The 17,494-nt window shown below is 41.4% G+C and carries 10 protein-coding genes; all 10 read right to left on the bottom strand.

The annotated features are described in order from the left end of the window. Positions 1-10 precede the first annotated feature (10 nt). Positions 11-3,367, bottom strand: a complete 3,357-nt coding sequence (locus tag BLR84_RS20895; RefSeq protein ID WP_090472355.1) for a SusC/RagA family TonB-linked outer membrane protein — start codon at positions 3,365-3,367, stop codon at positions 11-13. 187 nt (positions 3,368-3,554) lie between these two features. Next, positions 3,555-4,433, bottom strand: coding sequence for a FecR family protein (locus BLR84_RS20890; RefSeq protein ID WP_090472020.1), 879 nt, complete (start codon positions 4,431-4,433; stop codon positions 3,555-3,557). 110 nt (positions 4,434-4,543) lie between these two features. Then, positions 4,544-5,080 carry an RNA polymerase sigma factor gene (locus BLR84_RS20885; RefSeq protein WP_090472018.1) on the bottom strand — a complete coding sequence of 179 codons (537 nt, stop codon included), beginning with the start codon at positions 5,078-5,080 and terminating at the stop codon, positions 4,544-4,546. Between the two features lie 37 nt (positions 5,081-5,117). After that, entirely contained in the window at positions 5,118-5,924 is an 807-nt protein-coding gene (locus BLR84_RS20880) for a DUF4350 domain-containing protein (protein WP_090472016.1), read from the bottom strand. A 20-nt stretch (positions 5,925-5,944) separates the two neighbouring features. Then, complete coding sequence (locus BLR84_RS20875) at positions 5,945-7,843, bottom strand: glycoside hydrolase family 97 protein (protein WP_090472014.1); 1,899 nt, start codon at positions 7,841-7,843, stop codon at positions 5,945-5,947. Between the two features lie 29 nt (positions 7,844-7,872). Next, positions 7,873-9,405: a RagB/SusD family nutrient uptake outer membrane protein gene (locus tag BLR84_RS20870; protein WP_090472012.1), complete on the bottom strand. Its 1,533-nt coding sequence runs from the start codon at positions 9,403-9,405 to the stop codon at positions 7,873-7,875. 17 nt (positions 9,406-9,422) lie between these two features. Next, a complete protein-coding gene (locus BLR84_RS20865; RefSeq protein WP_218128408.1) occupies positions 9,423-12,836 on the bottom strand; it encodes a SusC/RagA family TonB-linked outer membrane protein in 3,414 nt (1,137 codons plus the stop codon). Positions 12,837-13,096: 260 nt separating this feature from the next. Next, positions 13,097-14,281 (bottom strand): FecR family protein, encoded by a 1,185-nt coding sequence (locus tag BLR84_RS20860; RefSeq protein ID WP_090472009.1) that lies wholly within the window; start codon positions 14,279-14,281, stop codon positions 13,097-13,099. Positions 14,282-14,578: 297 nt separating this feature from the next. After that, positions 14,579-15,139, bottom strand: coding sequence for an RNA polymerase sigma factor (locus BLR84_RS20855; RefSeq protein WP_176852119.1), 561 nt, complete (start codon positions 15,137-15,139; stop codon positions 14,579-14,581). A gap of 333 nt (positions 15,140-15,472) precedes the next feature. Next, positions 15,473-17,317, bottom strand: coding sequence for an alkaline phosphatase (locus tag BLR84_RS20850; protein WP_143013959.1), 1,845 nt, complete (start codon positions 17,315-17,317; stop codon positions 15,473-15,475). Positions 17,318-17,494: the final 177 nt, after the last annotated feature.

Below are 17,494 nucleotides of genomic sequence, written 5' to 3'. Positions count from 1 at the left end.
TTATTTTAATTTAAAGTGTCATGTTAATACCGAATGTAAATGACTTGGTTGGCGGCGTATCAACGTTTAAGGATCCTGCAGTTTCAGGGTCAAGACCGTGAAATTCGTTCCGGTACGGCGAAAAAAGTATGAATGGGTTTTGCGCCGTTGCATAGATTCTTAACGACTTGGCTTTTATACGCTTAGTAACCGCCTCGGGCATATAATACCCTAAAGTAAGGCTCCGGACCTTTAAGAAAGTGCCGTCAAAATAACTCAGCAGGGATGAATATGGGGTATTTGTTGACGCAGAGTTGGGTTTAGGGTAATAATTTTGATGATTGGTTGGCGTCCAGTAATCTTCATTTATATTATTATAATTACCCTGGAAAGTATTGATAAAACTACCACTCTGGAATAATTTGGAGGTTATTAAGCCACCAACACGGTAAACACCGACTATGGTAAAATCAAATCCTTTATAAGCAATACGGTTGGTAAAACCACCGGTGTATTTGGGTTGGTCTGATCCAAGTATAATTCTATCGCTGGCATTGATTTTTCCATCTTTGTTCACGTCCTCAACCCTGATAGTACCAATAACGGAACCCGTGCCTGTGGTGGTTAAACCCAAGCTTTTAGCCAAAGCAGTATCGGCCTTGGTGTTTTGCCAGATACCGATCTTTTTATAATCAAATATGGCATTGATAGGCTGACCAACAAACAAACCATTGGTGATATCCTGGGTGACAACGCTTGCCAGTTTGGTAACTTTACCACGGTTAAAGGTGATATTAAAATTGGTTGTCCAGCTAAAGCTGTTTCGGCCATTTCCTGCTATATTAATGGTACTTAAGCTCACCTCAATACCTTTATTCTGCGTTTGCCCAACATTAGTTAAAATACTGTTGGGGATACCTGATGTTGGTGGTAACGATAATGGCAGCAACAGCGACCGGGTATATTGATGGTAAGCATCAATCGCACCGCTGATCCGTCCATCGAAGAAACCAAAATCAAGCCCAAGATTTAAGGTAGATGTATATTCCCATGTAAGGTTTGGATTAGGTACGCTGGTTGGGTAGGCACCGGTTAAATTGGTAGAACCAAAATTGTAGTTTACTGATGATAACGCGCCCAATGTTTGATAAGGGTTAATAGCCGTATTACCTACTGTACCATAACTCGCCCTCAATTTAAGATTTGTTAACACCTTTGAATCTTTCAGTATAGGTTCCTGGGTAATATTCCATGCAGCCGCGGCCGAAGGGAAAACGTGATATTTGTTGCCCGGTGCAAGACGTGACGACCCATCCGAGCGCATGGTTAAGGTAAGCAGGTATTTGTTGGCATAACCATAATTTACCCTGGCCATATAGGATATGATATCCCATTTGGAGTATGACCCCGATCCATTCAAATTTGATCCGTATTGCGGGTTAAAATACTGAATACCATCTGATAAAATATTGTTGTAACTAAACGAGGTTGACTGCGACTGGCTTTCTTGCAAGCTATAAAGACCTGTAAAGTTTACATGATGTTTCTGCGCAAACGTTCTGTCGTACGTTAAAACATTTTCAAGGGTATAGTTATAGCTGTAAGTACTTTGGTTATTTGCAGTTGATGCCCCACCCAGGTTATTGGTAGTAGCACTGGCATAATAATTTCCGTATATATCAGGCCGTACCTCGGCACCACCGTTAAACCGGTATTTTAAGCCTGGAGCTAAATTTACTTCAGCATATGCAGTGGTAAAAGTTCCAAACCGCTTACGGGTTTCAACCACAGCACCAGGCACAAAATTGGCTAATGGATTCCAAACCTGATTGGCACTTCCTGCTGTAAAACCTACCAGTTTCCCTGTAGCATCATCATAAGGTGTTGAAAGCGGACTTGCCCGGAGCGCCTGACCAAGCGGATTAGCATTTTCGCCGTTGGTATAGCTCAAAGTATTTAGGCTACTTAAACCAATTTTAACGTTTTTACCCAGTTGCTGATCAACGCTTAGTTTAAGTGAGTAACGTACAAATGACTGACCGAAATAGATACCAGTTTCGTTATAATATCCGCCAGATATAGCATATTGTGTCAAGTCATTCCCACCCGAAACACCTAACTGATGATCAGTTACGAAACCAGTTTTGTAGATCAGTTTTTGCCAATCGGTACTGCGACCACTTTTGATTGACGCCACTTCCTGAGGAGCAAAGGAACCGTCTGTTAAAAAGGCCGGATCATCAATCCCTGTATATTTACCAGGGTTTCCGTTGATGAGGCCCCACTTTTTCAAATCTTCAAATTGAGACCCATTCATAATGTTATAGTTCCCTAACGGTTTATTAAAACCTGCATAACCACTATAACTGATAGATGTGCCACCTTTTTTTCCGCGACGGGTTGAAACTAATAGAACACCATTGGCACCTCTTGAACCGTAAATGGCCGTTGATGAAGCGTCTTTTAATACCTCTAAAGAAACGATGTCATCCGGATTGATATCATTAAGGCTTCCGTTAAAAGGAAGACCGTCAACCACAATTAGAGGTGAGTTAGAAGCGTTGATTGACCGGGTACCCCGTATCAGAATAGATGGTGTTGCACCCGGGTGACTGTTACCGCCGCTTTTCTGAATATCAACACCAGCCGCCTGTCCCTGCAATGCCTGGCCTATATTTGGGGCCGGTATGTCACGAAGCGCCTGCTCGTTAATTGACACGATCGAACCTGTTACATCTGTTTTTTTCTGAACACCATAACCAACCACAATTACATCATTGAGTGATTTTAGATCAGACACCATCAGTACATTAATAACCGTTTGATTATTAACAGGGATCCGTTGCTTTTTATACCCTATTGACGAGAATGTCAGCACCGCATCAGATGCCGTTTTAAGGGTATAGCTACCGTTTGTATTAGTAATAACCCCTTTGGCGGTACCCTCTATTCCAACAGAAACACCAGGCAGTGGACCATTGGAATCAGATACTTTTCCGGTAACTGTAATTTCGTCTGCAGATACATTATTTATATCTTGAGTCACAGGTTTATCTATCTGCAAGCTGATTTTTGATGATTCAGATCTCTCATAAATAATAATACCTGAGTTTATTTCCCTAAAAGATAAATGAGTTTTCGCGAAAAGGTAATTTAAAACCTTGCCAAGCGGTTCATTCTGAAATTTATGTGGGGTTACGCTATAACCTTTTAAGTCAGCCGGGTTATAAGAAAATTTAACGTTGGATTGTTTTTCGAGCTTATCCAGGGAGCTTTGTAATGACTCATTACCAAACGAAATTTTAACGGGATGATCTGCTATCTGATCTGCCGTACCATTCGCATGTAAAAGCTGGCTAAATGCCAATGAGCCAATAACAACGATCATTGATACCTTCTTAAAAAAAGTAAATAATTTAGTATGTTTTTTTATCATCTTTACGAGGTTTTTTGGTAAAAAAAACTATCAATGAATTATTGGATTAGCTTGGAACCTGCCAATAACTCATTATTTCAACTCTGGCCGATATTACCGGCATTTAGCAGGTGGTATCGGCCTTATTAGGTTTATTGATTCACATTTTTTTCAGATAAACCCCCTTTCCTTTTATATCATAATCCAAATGATGAATGGTTTTAATGATATCAAGCACATATTGTAAAGTGTTATCTCTTGAAAAATGAATGGTGGTTGTCAGGTGGTTTATCCTGTCATGATCATAATTGATTTGAACATTATAAATGTTCTCTAACCGCATTACCAGCTCATCAAACGGAATGCTATACAGATTGATCTCATTTGATTTCCAGGCCGCTACTTTCTCTGCATCTACTACCCTAACCTGATGCGTGCCTGCTTTTTGATCATAAATAACTTCTTTGCCGAGTGTAATTACCCCAAAACTTGATGACTTGTTACCCACTTCAACCCGCCCCCGGGTAACTGATAATCGAACGTCACTGATATTTTTATAAAACTTTACATTAAAAGCAGTACCCAATACCCGGGCGTGCAAATGGCCATAATGAACTGTGAATGGTGATTGATCATCATGTTTTACATCAAAATAAGCTTCACCATCAAGCAGTTCGATCTCCCTGGTTTTACCAAAATGCTCAGGAAATTTCAGAACCGAACCTGAGTTTAGCCAAACTGTTGATCCGTCAGGAAGTTGTATATTTTTAATATTGCCCTTGGGCGTAGATACCACTACCCAACTAGCTTCATCATTAGCGGATAATTTCTTATACAAAAGCCCTGAGCAGCACATCAATAATAAAGAAGCTGCCATGGTATATTTAGCTGTTGTAGTTTTGATAAAATGCCACCGTCCAAAAATCTCCTTATGGATATTATGTAGCATTTCTTTTTCTACAGCACGCATCGCCCCCTCATCCCGAAGATGTTCCTCCCCAACCCTATCGTCGGGATCAGGCTTCCGCCATAGCATCATGATGATCTGTTTTTAAGTTTATATAAACTGTTATTTAAACAGTTTTTGGTTTTGATAGTATATACAAAGCTTAGGCGGCCTGGTACCAGATTTATTTTTATAAAAAACACTTAAAACATACCCAATTTTGTACGTAGTATTTTCAAGGCGTTGGAAAGCTGGTTTTTAACTGTGCGCGGGGTAATGTTAAGCGTTTCAGAAATTTCATTGACAGAAAGATGCTGCCTGCGTGATAATATAAAAACCTCCTGCATTTTTCGGGGCAGTTCTCTGATCTCACCATCAATTACAATCGAAAGTTCTTTAGCCATCAGGTTATCTTCATTGGTATATTGATTTGCCTCATCCAGGTATAATAGTTTTTCCAACCTCTTTCTTCTGGCCGAATCTTGCTTATAAAAGTTAATGATGTTATTTTTCAGTATCTTAAAAAGATATGAGGGTGTATAAGCATCGGGGTTAAGGTTCTGCCTGCAATTCCATAAACTTATAAAAACTGTTTGCACCAGGTCTTTAGCATCCTCCTGTGAGGATGTTGAACGATAAGCTGTTTGGTACAAAACACGCCAGTTTCTTTTATAAAACTCATCAAAGGCGCGGATATCCCCTTCTTTAATTAATACGATCAATTCAATTTCTGAAACCATTGCTTAGCACTGATATGATTGATTATTTGTTTTCTTTTTAGTTCCCTTTTACAGGTACCTGATCTAACAGCCACTTACTCAGATCATCCGCTGCCTTATCATTGTCAAACCCCATAGCAGCAGGTAATCTGCCATTAGTATATTCATTGTATAACCAGGGATCGCCCACAGCCACTACCCTGCCTTTTCCATACCGGGCGGTGCCTACAATTACGTGAGCATCATCAATAAGCAAGGGCTTGGCCGGGGCTGATAGTTGAAGTGTGGCAATGTCTTTTAGATAAACTTTTTGGGCGGTTTTAAACACCGGATCATTCGCAGGGATATTAATGGCCCCCATTTCAAACTGGCTACCAATCACATGCTTGTACAGGTCATCATTAAAATGGATCCCGAATTTTGCCGCCAACACGTTTAGATGTGGTAATTCGGCATTAGCACTATCATTAGCCATTAAAACCAACACACCACCTTGTTTAACCCAATCAACTATGGCTTTGATATGCTGGGATTCGATATAGTGGGGATCAGCAGTTTCTTTTTTAGTATCCGGGTCAACAATAATGTAAATGTTGGTTCCCTTTAAGTTATCAGGGGTTGGTTCATTTTCAAGACTTTTTAAACCGGCTCCATTCTTCTTGAAAATATCTCCCCAGATAGAAAAACCACTACTTTTAGTATCCTCCCACGTATAATGATACCGCTCCTGCTCCCCAGCTTTGTTTTTCCGGTATTCATTATTAAAATAATAATCTAACGTAACTGTTTTTTGCTGTGCCTTTAAAGCAGGTGATATCATTAAGCTAATGACCAATAGAATGCTGTAAGCAGTGATCTTTCTCATATTTTTTAATTTGTGATCAATTATTGCAGATTAAACCTGGCCACATATCCGCCTCCTGTACCTAAACTCAGCGATAGTATATCGGTGGGTTTTACTACTGAACTTCCGTTTTTTAGAGCCCCCGTATTATCCGGATCGTCAGTAAGACTTGAGCATTTAGCCGAAGATTTTAAAAAGCTAAGTGGTATTTGAATGTTTTTTGACTGAGTCCCATTCATAACGGCCAAAAACCAGGTATTACCCTCTCTGCGGACAAAGACGGCCAACTCTCCTATTGCCGACGGCTGCAGCACAATGGTTTCATCCCAGGTGGATGGAATACTTTTGATGATATCCGCTCCAGGGTTCTCCAGCAAATGTTGCGGACTGGCAGCATAGGTTAATACCGGGGCAGTTAAAATAACAGCACTCGCAATTTGATTTGTCCAGGTGGTGTTTTTACGGCGCTCACCAAAATGTACTGGCGTGTATTCTGCCGGGCCAGCTAAAAACCGTGTGAATGGCAGTGTTGTGCTATGCGTTGCTCTGTCCGCCAGTCTGCTTGACTCCATCCCTTTAACCGCTTCGCGCGTCAGTTCATTCGGCCAGGTACGTAGCTGACCCGTTGGTTTATTGGAGCCATGGAAATCAACCATTAAATGTAATTGAGCCGTCTCCACTAAGATATCTTGGTACAGATCGACTACTTCTTTGGCTTCGTTATCAAAAAAATCGATCTTTAACCCGGCTATACCTAAATCATGACAGCGTTTAAAGCGGGCATGCCTTACGGTAGAATCACGCAGATCCTTAGAGTGCATCCACACCCAGATACTTACCCCACGTTGCTTGGAGTAGTTTACCAAATCCTTAAGCTCATCATCACTCCATTTTTCCCAAAAGCCTTCTAGTATATTATGCTCAAAACCCAGTTCAGCAGCTAATCTGGAATACTCCTTCATATTGTTCACTGTTTTATCGCCAGCTCCATCAAGGTATTGCCAAACAGCACGGCCGGGTTTTACCCATGAGGTATTGATACCTTCCGGAAAGTATTTTTTATCGGGTGGTGGGCATAAATTATGAACAGCGTCGCAATTCACCAGCGTATTTAAGTCTGCCCCTATCATAACTACCCGCCATGGGGTGATAATGGTTCCACGAATCGCAGCTGGTTTTGAAACCCTTGCTATATCCTCTTTACTATATCTTAGTTCATACGGATGTGATATGGGGTGATGATCAGCCAGTTGTAAAAGCAGCTTACCCCCGCCAGTTGATTGCAGTGCCATGCCCGCATAATTTTTCAAATCGGCTTCGGTAATGGAGGCATACCCAGTATTACCAGGTAGCTTAAAAGTAGCAGGTGGCGCTATCCATTGGCCGGAACTTACCGAATCTATCAGTTTTTTGGTATGCTGGCCTTCATAGTGCCCGTTAAGATCGTGATACCAAATAATACTTCCGGTGGGGACGTTAAACTCAGTAGTTTCGTCAGGGATTCGGTTATCATTTTTACCTCCAGGGATTATAAAACTAAAGGCGGTTGCATCATTAAACACACGCACATCAAGCGTAAATTCGGTTTTACCATGCAGCAATTTAATTTTTGCACCGTTAAAATGATTAACAGCTACTGAATGCGCTCCATACCACGGATAACTTTCATTTATACTATAAGTTGTACTTCCGATAATGGTAGCCTGGTTGCTGAGCCCAACTTTATCGATACTGATTCGCAGGGCTGAGGCATTGATTACCGCTTTATTTTTGTACTGGATGCTATAAGATAATGCTCCTCCCTGATCAAGCACTTCCAAACGGATCTGCTTATCAGGGCTATAAACGATGACATTACCTGCCGCAAACAGTATAGCGGGACAAGCGATGAGCAGGAATACCAAACTCATAGCTATTTTCAATTGATATTTAGTTCTCATTGATGTTTTCTGATTGTGATTTTTGAAGATCAATAGCCGGGTGTTTGTTTAAATGCTGCATTGCCCACCGCTTTGGCAATATCGATCTCGGTTTGCGGAACAGGCCAAATGGTATCCCGCAGCGGGAATGTTCGCTGGGCTGCATTTGGGTCTTTGATAGTTGGGATGATCACCCGGTCAAGCGCCCATCTTTTCAGATCAAAGTACCGTTGACCTTCCATCGCCAGTTCAATTCGTCGTTCATGACGTATACGGCTGCGCATGTCAGTCTGTGAAAGTCCGTTAGGGATAGCAGGCATATTGACGCCCGGGCGTGTACGGACAGCATTAATAGCCGAATAAACACTGGGATCGGGACCCGACACTTCGTTTTTGGCCTCGGCATACATCAGTAAAACATCGGCATAGCGCAGGTAAACCCAATCCTGATCACTTTGGGTACCAATAACCGTTGCCCGGGTTGAATCAACACCTTTTTTGTTCAGGAAGCCGGCAGTAGCCCCAATAGCCGCAGGAACAAAAGGTATCCCTCCTTTGTATAAAATACCTGGGGTTAATATCGTAGCTAATAGCCGCGGATCACGATTCACATAAGGAGTTGCAGGCTTGTACAATGGTGATGAAGTTATAGGCTGACCATCTGTACATTCATAATCATCAACCAGATAACCCAATGGCTGAAAACTTGAGCTGTAGGTATATAAATAATCGGCAGGGCTGAATGCCGTAGGAACCTGGTATCTCCCTGAGAACATAATTTCCGGATTATTATTCTGCCCGGGTTTTAAAAACAAATTCTTGTAACCGCCGGTATAAATGCTGAATTTTCCATCAGATATAATGGTATTGGCAACGGCAGCTGCCTGCTGATACTGACGATTGGCCATATAAACCTTTACGATATAACCTAAGGCCGAGCCTTTAACCGCGTGACCATTATAAGCTGTATTCGGCAGGTTACTAGCGGCAAAGTTCAGATCATTAAGGATGGTATCCATTACTACCGATTTAGGCGTTCTGCCTAACTGTGAATTTGCGGGGTTAATGGTTATCTGGTGGGTTGACAGTACTACATCTCCATATAACTGGGTAAGCATAAAATACCAATAAGCCCGCACAAACCTTACTTCGGCCACGTATTGATATAGGGTTTGCGAAGGTAGATTGATCTTCCGGACGTTATCCAAAAAGGTATTGCACGCCTGTATCGCCCTGTATGAAGTGGTATAAGCATCCGTTTGCAAACCACCTACCGTTGGGGTAATAGCGCCCTGAGCAATGTTGGAATATGCTCCGCTATAAGCATTGTCGCTCAGGCTTTCCCAATATGGAGTGCCTGCCCCAAAACCCTGTCCAGTATTACCAGAGGCTGTGTAGTTAAACCCCTGTATAAAAAAACTGTAGATACCTGACAACGCCAGATCAGCATCGTTTTGTGTTTTCCAGTATACTTCGCTGCCAATATCTGCCGGCGGATTTTGATCTAAAAGATTCTTTTTGCAGGCAAACAATAGTGTAGCCATTAAAGAGATCATTAAATATTTTACTGCTGTTTTCATCATTATTTTGATAAATAAGTTTAAAATGTTGCCTTTACCCCAAATGAATACACCTGGTTTTGCGGGTGCGTAACAAACCTCGTATTTGAAGCCACGCGTTCCGGATCAAGTCCTGGAAATTTGGTGAACGTAAACAGGTTATCTCCGGCAAAGTAGATGCGCAAGCCAGACATGAACAGGTGGTTAGCAAATTTTTTCGGTAGATTATATCCCAATTGAACATTCTTTAACCGCAGGAAAGAGGCATCCTTTAAATAATAGGTTGATGCAGTATTCGCGTTACTGCTGATATTACCCTGGCCCAATACATAAACCATAGGCATGGTGGTACTATGGTTAGTGGGTGTCCAGGCATTTAGCCATTCACTTGGCGGTGGCGAACCTTGATTAAATGGTTGTATACCCCAACCATTTACATACAGTTTTTGACCATAAGAGCCGTAAAAGAAAACGGTAAGGTCGAAATTATTCCAGGTAGCACCCGTATTAAAAGAATAATCAAATTTGGGGTAAGCACCGGGCACTATTACGCGATCATTATCATCAACCTTGCCGTCGTTATTGGTATCGGCATATTTGATATAACCGGGTTGAGGGTTATATTGCTGTTTAGGTGAATTGGCGATCTCCTCTGCCGATTGAAATATCCCGACATATTTCAGCATATAAAAACTTCCGTAAGGCTGCCCCTCCTGGTTAATGGTGTTGGTTCCGGTGTTGATAGCCGGGGCGCCATAGGATACCAGGGTATTTTTATTAGCTTGTATAGTTCCGCCAAATGTAAAACCAACCTTACCAAACCTATCATTATACTGAAAAGATGCCTCAATGCCCGTATTTTTCATTTTACCATAATTAATGGTGGGTGCACTAAGACCAAAATATAACGGGGTAAGCGGTGCGGCATTCTCCAGGATACCGGAGGTTAACTTATTATACCAATCGAACGAGAAACTGAGCTTGTTGTTAAGCAGGGCAAAATCTGTACCCAGGTCAAATACACGGGTTGTTTCCCATTTGATATTTGGGTTAGTCAATGAATTATTAACTACCCCACTGGTAACAGTACTGCCAGAAAACGGATAAGCATAACTGGTTTTGGTGTTGTAATAGCTCTTAAAATTATAGGTCTCCTGGTACGGATAATTACCGATATTCTGGTTACCCAGGTTACCTAATGAAGCCCGGAACTTTAAGTTATTTAACCAGCTTACATTAGACAGGAATTTTTCTTTAGTGACTACCCAACCCAAAGACACCGATGGAAAAAATGCCCATCTATTATTTGCCGGAAAACGTGAAGATGCATCAAATCGGGCATTGGCCTCCAACAGATACTTTTCCTGATAATCATAATTAAACCTGCCATAGTATGAGTGCAAGGCGTAAATATTACTGGTTCCGTTATTTAATTGCGAAGCAACCGGCCCTGCATCTATCTCCTGCAAAGTATTGGTAGCAAAAGGTAAATTCCGGATCCCTTCTAAGTTTTGCGATTTATTATACTCCACCTGGGTACCGGCCAGTAATTTGAAATTATGCTCGTTGTTGATCGACCGGCTATAGGTAAGTTGAGTGTAAGCAATCGGATAGAAAGTATTGTTATCGGTTACATCAATACCTTGGCCATTAACATCCAGGGTACGCTCGGGAGCATCAGTCGGCTTGGCAAACCAGTTATACTGATTAATTACAGGTTTAAAATCGATGGTTTTGTTAAAGTCAAAATTAAAACCCGCGTTAGTGCGCCATTCCAAACCTTTTAATAAGCGGATATTCAGAAAAAAACTGCTTTGCACATAATAATCGTTTTGCTTGTTAATAGCGTTCTGCGCAATGGCTATCGGGTTTTTATTAGGTGTTTGAACACTGGGGAATACCGAATTGGTGTAACGCCCGCTACCGTCAGGTAAAATGGGGCCATATAATGGTGTTTGGGATAATGCCGATAAGAATTGATCCTGGCTACCCCTTGAGGTATATCCCCGTTCACTATAGTTTAAAGTAATGTTTGATCCAAATGTTGCCCATTTATTTAGTTTAGAATTCAGGTTAACCTGTAAATTGTATTTTTTGTAATAGTAACCCAGCATAACATCGGGCTGGTCAACAAAACCTAAGCCTACGTTAAAAGTTGTGCCATTGCTCCCCCCGGTTATACCTATATGGTGGGTTTGTACATTGACGGTTCTAAATACGGCATCCAGCCAGTTATAATTAGGATATAATTTAGGATCCGAAGGGTTTTGATACAGAGCTATTTGCGCATCAGTAAATTTATTGGGATAATTTGAATTGGTGGCAGCCTGATTCCACAGGGTCATGTACTGCACGGAATTATAGATCAAATTATCAGGCAAGGCCGTTGCACGGGTTATGCCCAGGTTATAATCATACGAAAGCTGAAGCCTACCCTCTTTACCTTGTTTGGTTGTAACCAGAATAACGCCATTGGCCGCACGTGTACCATATATAGATGCCGATGCGGCATCTTTTAACACAGTTACCGATTCAATATTTTGCGGATCAAGTGCAGTAAGGCTTCCTGGCAAACCATCAATGATCACAAATGGCACATTACCGGCACCGCTAAAAGTGCCATTACCCCTTATCCGCAGGGTTGTACCCTCATTACCGGCCTCACCCGAACCCTGCACTACTGATAAGCCGGGTAATTTCCCCTGTAGTAGTTGAGTTGGATCAGTTGCTACCCTTTTATTCAATTCGGTACCGGTAACTGTAGCCACGGCGCCGGTTAGATCGGCTTTCTTTTGAGTTCCGTATCCTACCACAATCACTTCATTCAGGTTGTTTGTTGCATCCTTCAAGGTAACATTGATCAGCGTTTGGCTACCGACTGTTATTTCCCGTGTTTCGAAACTCACATAAGAGAATACCAGTACGGTTTGTTCATCAGGTACCTTTATAGTGTAATGACCTTGTACATCAGTGATAGTGCCAGTTGCGGATCCTTTTACCTTTATATTGACACCAATTAATGGTTGTCCTTTGTCATCAACAACCTTACCCTGAACATCAGTACTGGCTTTTATATCTGTTTTAACCTCAGCCTCTCTTTGCTTGATCACGATGGTTCCCTGGATGATCTTGTAGGTGATGGGTTGATCCCTGAAGCAGGCATTTAAGGCATCTTCAACCTTCACGTGTTCCAGGTCGATGTTTTTAATGTGGATGCGTGATATATCCTGTTTTACGTTTACAAAGATCAGTTGATAGCCGCTTTGCTTTTCAATAGATTCCAGGACGGTTTTGATACTCACATTTTTTTCGTGAAGCGTTACAGTTTGGCTCAAACTTCTTGCGCTTACACTGGTCAAAAAGGCAATCATTATAATGGCAATCAGTTTCATAACCAATAAAAATTTAGTTATAGCCGGCCACTTGCCCGGCATGGACTTAGAAATGAATTTCATACTTTTGTTCAGTTTGGGTTAGACTCGAATTTTCAATTATGCGGTCAGCAATAATTGGTTTGCCCAGATATAACCGGGTGAGTGTTCCAGCACTCTCCGGTTTTTATCATCGTTAAAAATGTGTGAAACGGGCTGCATAGCGGTGCCCTGTAATTTCTTAAGGTGTAGCAGGTATTTGTTCGTTCATCTTTTTTAATTTAAGTTTAATAATTGGTTACTATGCTCTTGTAAACAGATCAGTCTTCTCACACACCGATCTGTTATTTAGTTATGGTTACAGTTTTCCCTTTGATATTGAAATGCAGGCCTGCATACTTTAATATGTTAACGAATCCATAAAAATCAACCTTTCGCGACATTTTGCCGCTAAACTGTATTTCAGGAATATCACCCTCGTACACTACATCAAGGTCATACCAGCGAACTGCCTGCTGCATAATGCTTTTGATCCCGGCATCTTTAAATATGAAGAAGCCGTTTTTCCAGGCTATTTCCTCATCTATATTGATATCACTGATTATTTTTTGCTGGCCCTGGTCATTGATTATCGCTTGCTGTCCCGGCTTGATCACATTAACAGCCGACGACGATTGTATTCGTACAGTCCCTTCTAATAATGTAGTCTTGTTATTAGCTTCATCCTCATAAGCCATTACATTAAAGTGGGTGCCTAAAACCTGTACTTCGGCTTTATTGGTTTTTACAATAAATGGCATAGCCTTATTTTTGGCCACCTCAAAATAGGCCTCGCCGGTTAAATAAACTTTTCGCTCCTTGCCTGAAAAAGCTGTCGGGTATTTTAAAGTAGAAGCAGAATTCATCCATACTTTTGACCCATCGGCTAATATGAGCTGGTATTCACCGCCACGCGGAACCATGATTGTATTGTAGGTGAGGTTTTGCTCTGCATCGGCGCTGCCCGCACTTTGCTTATAAGTCAGTACATCGTTTTGGTTAGATACAGCAGTACCGTCCGCTTCATTCAGAGATATTTTCGCGTGTTTCTTAAGAGTTACTTTTTGACCATCATTAAGGATCAATATGGCGTGGTTACTTCCGGGGTTGATCGATTCCTGCGCTATTTTGTTAACCAGCTTTTTTGGGGATTTATCGTTACCCCGGTATATTAAGATAGAAACGGTTAATAACAATACCACAGCCGCAGCGTACTTCAGCAATGACCGATATTTAAACCGATGGGTTGTTTCCGTTGTCTCCAACTTTCCCTGTAGTTTTTCCCAGGCACTATTGTTATCAATTGTGTTCCAATAGTCAAGTTGTTTTTCCAGATGATCAGGATCGGTTAGCTTATTGAAAAGCTCCCGATTAGCTTCGCTTTCATCCATCCAGTTTTTTAACCACAGATGTTCATCAGGCGAAATATCGCCATTCAACAATTTGCCGATAAGCCCGGCAACATAAATATCGTGTTCGGTTTTTTCCATTGGTTACTATACAAACACCTATGGTTGCATAACGGGTGACAGCTTTAAAAAAAAATATTAAAACGTGAGTTCGGTTAAGAAATGTAAGCCTGAACCAGATATCTATTTTGGCAAAAGTGGGTTTACATGGTTTACACTTTTTATGGTTTACACAAATACATTTATTTGAAAATGAGATAGTTAAATTCAAAAAACACGTTAAACTGGGTTTACACTGTAAACCATAAACAAAGCAGTCGGGATACTACTAAATAAAGAGAATTGCTTATCCAGACCGCACAATACTTTAATAGTGAATCACAGCACTTTATGTATCAACAATGCTATAGCAGTTGGCGAGTGTTTTAATATTTCGCGTAAAATACGCAGGCTGCGTACTTTTTGTGTTTTTACGGTATTGATGGAAACCTGCAGATAGTCGGCCGTTTCCTGGTTGCTCAATCCTTCAAAATAACTCAGATAAATTACCTTCCGGTAGCCGGGAGGTAATTGTTCAACAGCGCGTTGAACCTCTTCCAGTACTTCGGCCTCAATTAGCTGATGCATCATATTTGACTGTTCAATAGATTCTACCTGCGCACCTTCAAATTTGTCAACAACCTTTTGATGTTTGTAAGAGTTGATACAACTGTTTTTTGTAGTTAGATATAAAAAAGCCTTTATAGAATTTAAATCCTTAAAACTCCTCCGCCTTTCCCACAGTTTTACAAAAGCATCCTGAACAATATCTTCAGCAAAGTTTTCATTAACAATTCCGGCAGCAAAGAAACAGACCCGTTTATAAAAAAAGTTAAAAACGTGATTGAACGCTCCCATATCACCATTTTGAAATGCTGTTATAGAAACTGTTTCAGGCATAAGCATCAATCTTAGTTTTTTAAGGTTAATCAATACCGACTGTAACGTTATCAAATCATTACAGTAAAAACCGGGCTTAATCAGCTGTTTCAATTACCTCATTGTTGCTGATAACAGAGGTCATGATCAGGGGCTATTCACGGTTATAATTGGTTAACTAAATTAGAGATAAATGCGAACAGAGAAACAAGAAGTTTAGTTAAAAATGCGCAAACGTTTCCGGAAAGTTAAGGGCAGGTAAATAACCAGTTATATAAAACAAACAAAAAACGCCCCGTATAAATCATTCAAGGCGCTTTTTGCTCCTGATTCAGGAAAGTGTCCGATTTACGCTTACTTAGCTTTTATCAGGGCCAACAATTTGTTAAAAATCTCGGTATTTTGATACACACCCCTGAAATCACCGGCGTGAGGACCGTATGCAAAGACAGGAACTGGCGTGCCGGTGTGGTCATTGGTGCTGAAATCACCCCAAACATATCCGTTCTTAACGTTGCCATCAAGCAGGGTTAAGCCGCCGGTTTCATGATCGGCAGTTACAATGACCAATGTTTCACCATCTTCGTCGGCAAAGCGCAGGGCGTTGCCTACAACCTGGTCAAAATCGCTATTTTCGGTAATTACCTGTTTCAGGTTATTGCTATGGCCACCATGGTCAATTTGCGAACCTTCAACCATCATAAAAAATCCCTGAGGGTTATTTTTAAACGCAGTGGTAACTTTATTAAAAGCCAGGGGCAGGTAATTTCCCCTGCCTTCCATTTTTGGTCGGGTTACGCTATCATCCACCAGGGCCACTATTTTAGGAGCCTGTGAGCTTAAAAACTCATCAAAATTGCGGATAATGGTATAGCCTTTCTGCTTCATTTTATCTAATGGCGTTTCGCCATTTACCCTTTCTGTAAAATCTTTATAGCCGGAACCCAACAAAATATCGATCGGGGTTGATACCATATCATTAGCAATAGCTGTAGCGCTCGAACGCTCTGACTGATGGGCATAGAATACCGCGGGCGTAGCATCGGTCAACTCGCAGGCAACAATGTCAGCGGTTTTCTTTCCGGCTTCGGCGCTATAAACGGCCAATGATTTTAGTGGTTTACCAGAAGGATCAACCCCTACTGCGCGGTCATCTGTCTTTTGACCGGTAGCGAAAGCTGTACCTCCGGCAGCTGAATCGGTGATATAAGCATCAGCCGAATAGGTGATAGAAAAACCTATATTTTGCATCTGGAATATATTCAGCTGACCACGGTTAGCCGTATAAGTTGAATAGATCTGCGATAGCCCCATCCCATCGCCAATACATAGAATAATGTTTTTGACCTTCTTCTGTGAGCCATCTGAACTATAAGTTGGATGGTATACGGCGTAAGGTGCCGGCGATAAATATTCGCTGTGCGGCTTTTTATTCAGGAAATCACCAAGCTCTTCTATTTTGTCTGTACCAATCACGTCAACACCTAACCTGACCAGGGCCAGCCAGCTGCTTTTGGTATCAGGAGTTTCCCAAAAACGGACCATTTTACCCGCTTGATGCACACTGTCTATACCCGCTTTCACTCTGCTGATCTCTTCTTTGTTCAATACGCCTTTACCGTTCCATTTCAGATATTTACTGAAGGGGAAGCTTACCAACCCTACCTTTTTCCATTGCTGCGCATTAAAGCCATCCATATGATCTACATCAAAGGAGATCCAATCAGGGTAGTTAGTCATTTCGGCAGCTGGCGGTACGGCGCCAGTCATTACGATAGACAAACGGCCTGGATGACCTTCATAGGAAAAATATTTTTCAAGCGGCTTTAACTCTTTGATCACCAATGGCAATACCGCTTTGTGATCTTCCTTGATCTCGATCAGCAGGCGAAGTTTTCGCTGGCTATCGCGGCTGAATTTTTCGATCAGTGGGTCGATGTACAGAATTTTCAGTGAGCGTTTGGCACTGATCTCCTTTTTATCATGGGCCACCATCAGCTGGCCGTTAACTGCATATACATCAGCCTCTATAGATCCGAAACCCTTTTCATAAGCCCGCAAAAAGGGGATATTATTTTTATAATCATTGTGCGAATGCGCGTCGGCAACGGTATAAGTTTTTGTTTGTTGTGCGTTGGCGCTTATCCCGGTAATTGCTAAGGCCCCTAAAATGGTAACTGCTTTTGTAAAATTATTCATGCGGAAATTGTTGATGTAAAACGGCGGTGCAATATAGCTCCCTGTTTTAATTTGCGCCAAAGAAACTGTTATCTTGTTAACATAAATTAAACTGAATGTTAACCTCGTCTTTTTCGTGGATCGGATTGCTCAAAAACTTTTTAAACCTTAAATTTTAACACTATTCTGCTCAAAAAC

It is taken from the genome of Mucilaginibacter sp. OK268 (assembly GCF_900103125.1).
In the GTDB taxonomy this organism is placed as follows: domain Bacteria; phylum Bacteroidota; class Bacteroidia; order Sphingobacteriales; family Sphingobacteriaceae; genus Mucilaginibacter.
The sequence above is the reverse complement of the archived record's forward strand: the minus strand, read 5'-3'. Positions and strand labels throughout refer to the sequence as shown.

What these genes read in the sequence shown, in the direction of transcription:
- BLR84_RS20870 (WP_090472012.1), bottom strand. Translation starts at nt 9,405, where the DNA reads ATGATGAAAACAGCAGTAAAATATTTAATGATCTCTTTAATGGCTACA.
- BLR84_RS20885 (WP_090472018.1), bottom strand. Translation starts at nt 5,080, where the DNA reads ATGGTTTCAGAAATTGAATTGATCGTATTAATTAAAGAAGGGGATATC.
- BLR84_RS20890 (WP_090472020.1), bottom strand. Translation starts at nt 4,433, where the DNA reads ATGATGCTATGGCGGAAGCCTGATCCCGACGATAGGGTTGGGGAGGAA.
- BLR84_RS20880 (WP_090472016.1), bottom strand. Translation starts at nt 5,924, where the DNA reads ATGAGAAAGATCACTGCTTACAGCATTCTATTGGTCATTAGCTTAATG.
- BLR84_RS20865 (WP_218128408.1), bottom strand. Translation starts at nt 12,836, where the DNA reads ATGAAATTCATTTCTAAGTCCATGCCGGGCAAGTGGCCGGCTATAACT.
- BLR84_RS20855 (WP_176852119.1), bottom strand. Translation starts at nt 15,139, where the DNA reads ATGCCTGAAACAGTTTCTATAACAGCATTTCAAAATGGTGATATGGGA.
- BLR84_RS20875 (WP_090472014.1), bottom strand. Translation starts at nt 7,843, where the DNA reads ATGAGAACTAAATATCAATTGAAAATAGCTATGAGTTTGGTATTCCTG.
- BLR84_RS20860 (WP_090472009.1), bottom strand. Translation starts at nt 14,281, where the DNA reads ATGGAAAAAACCGAACACGATATTTATGTTGCCGGGCTTATCGGCAAA.
- BLR84_RS20895 (WP_090472355.1), bottom strand. Translation starts at nt 3,367, where the DNA reads ATGATCGTTGTTATTGGCTCATTGGCATTTAGCCAGCTTTTACATGCG.
- BLR84_RS20850 (WP_143013959.1), bottom strand. Translation starts at nt 17,317, where the DNA reads ATGAATAATTTTACAAAAGCAGTTACCATTTTAGGGGCCTTAGCAATT.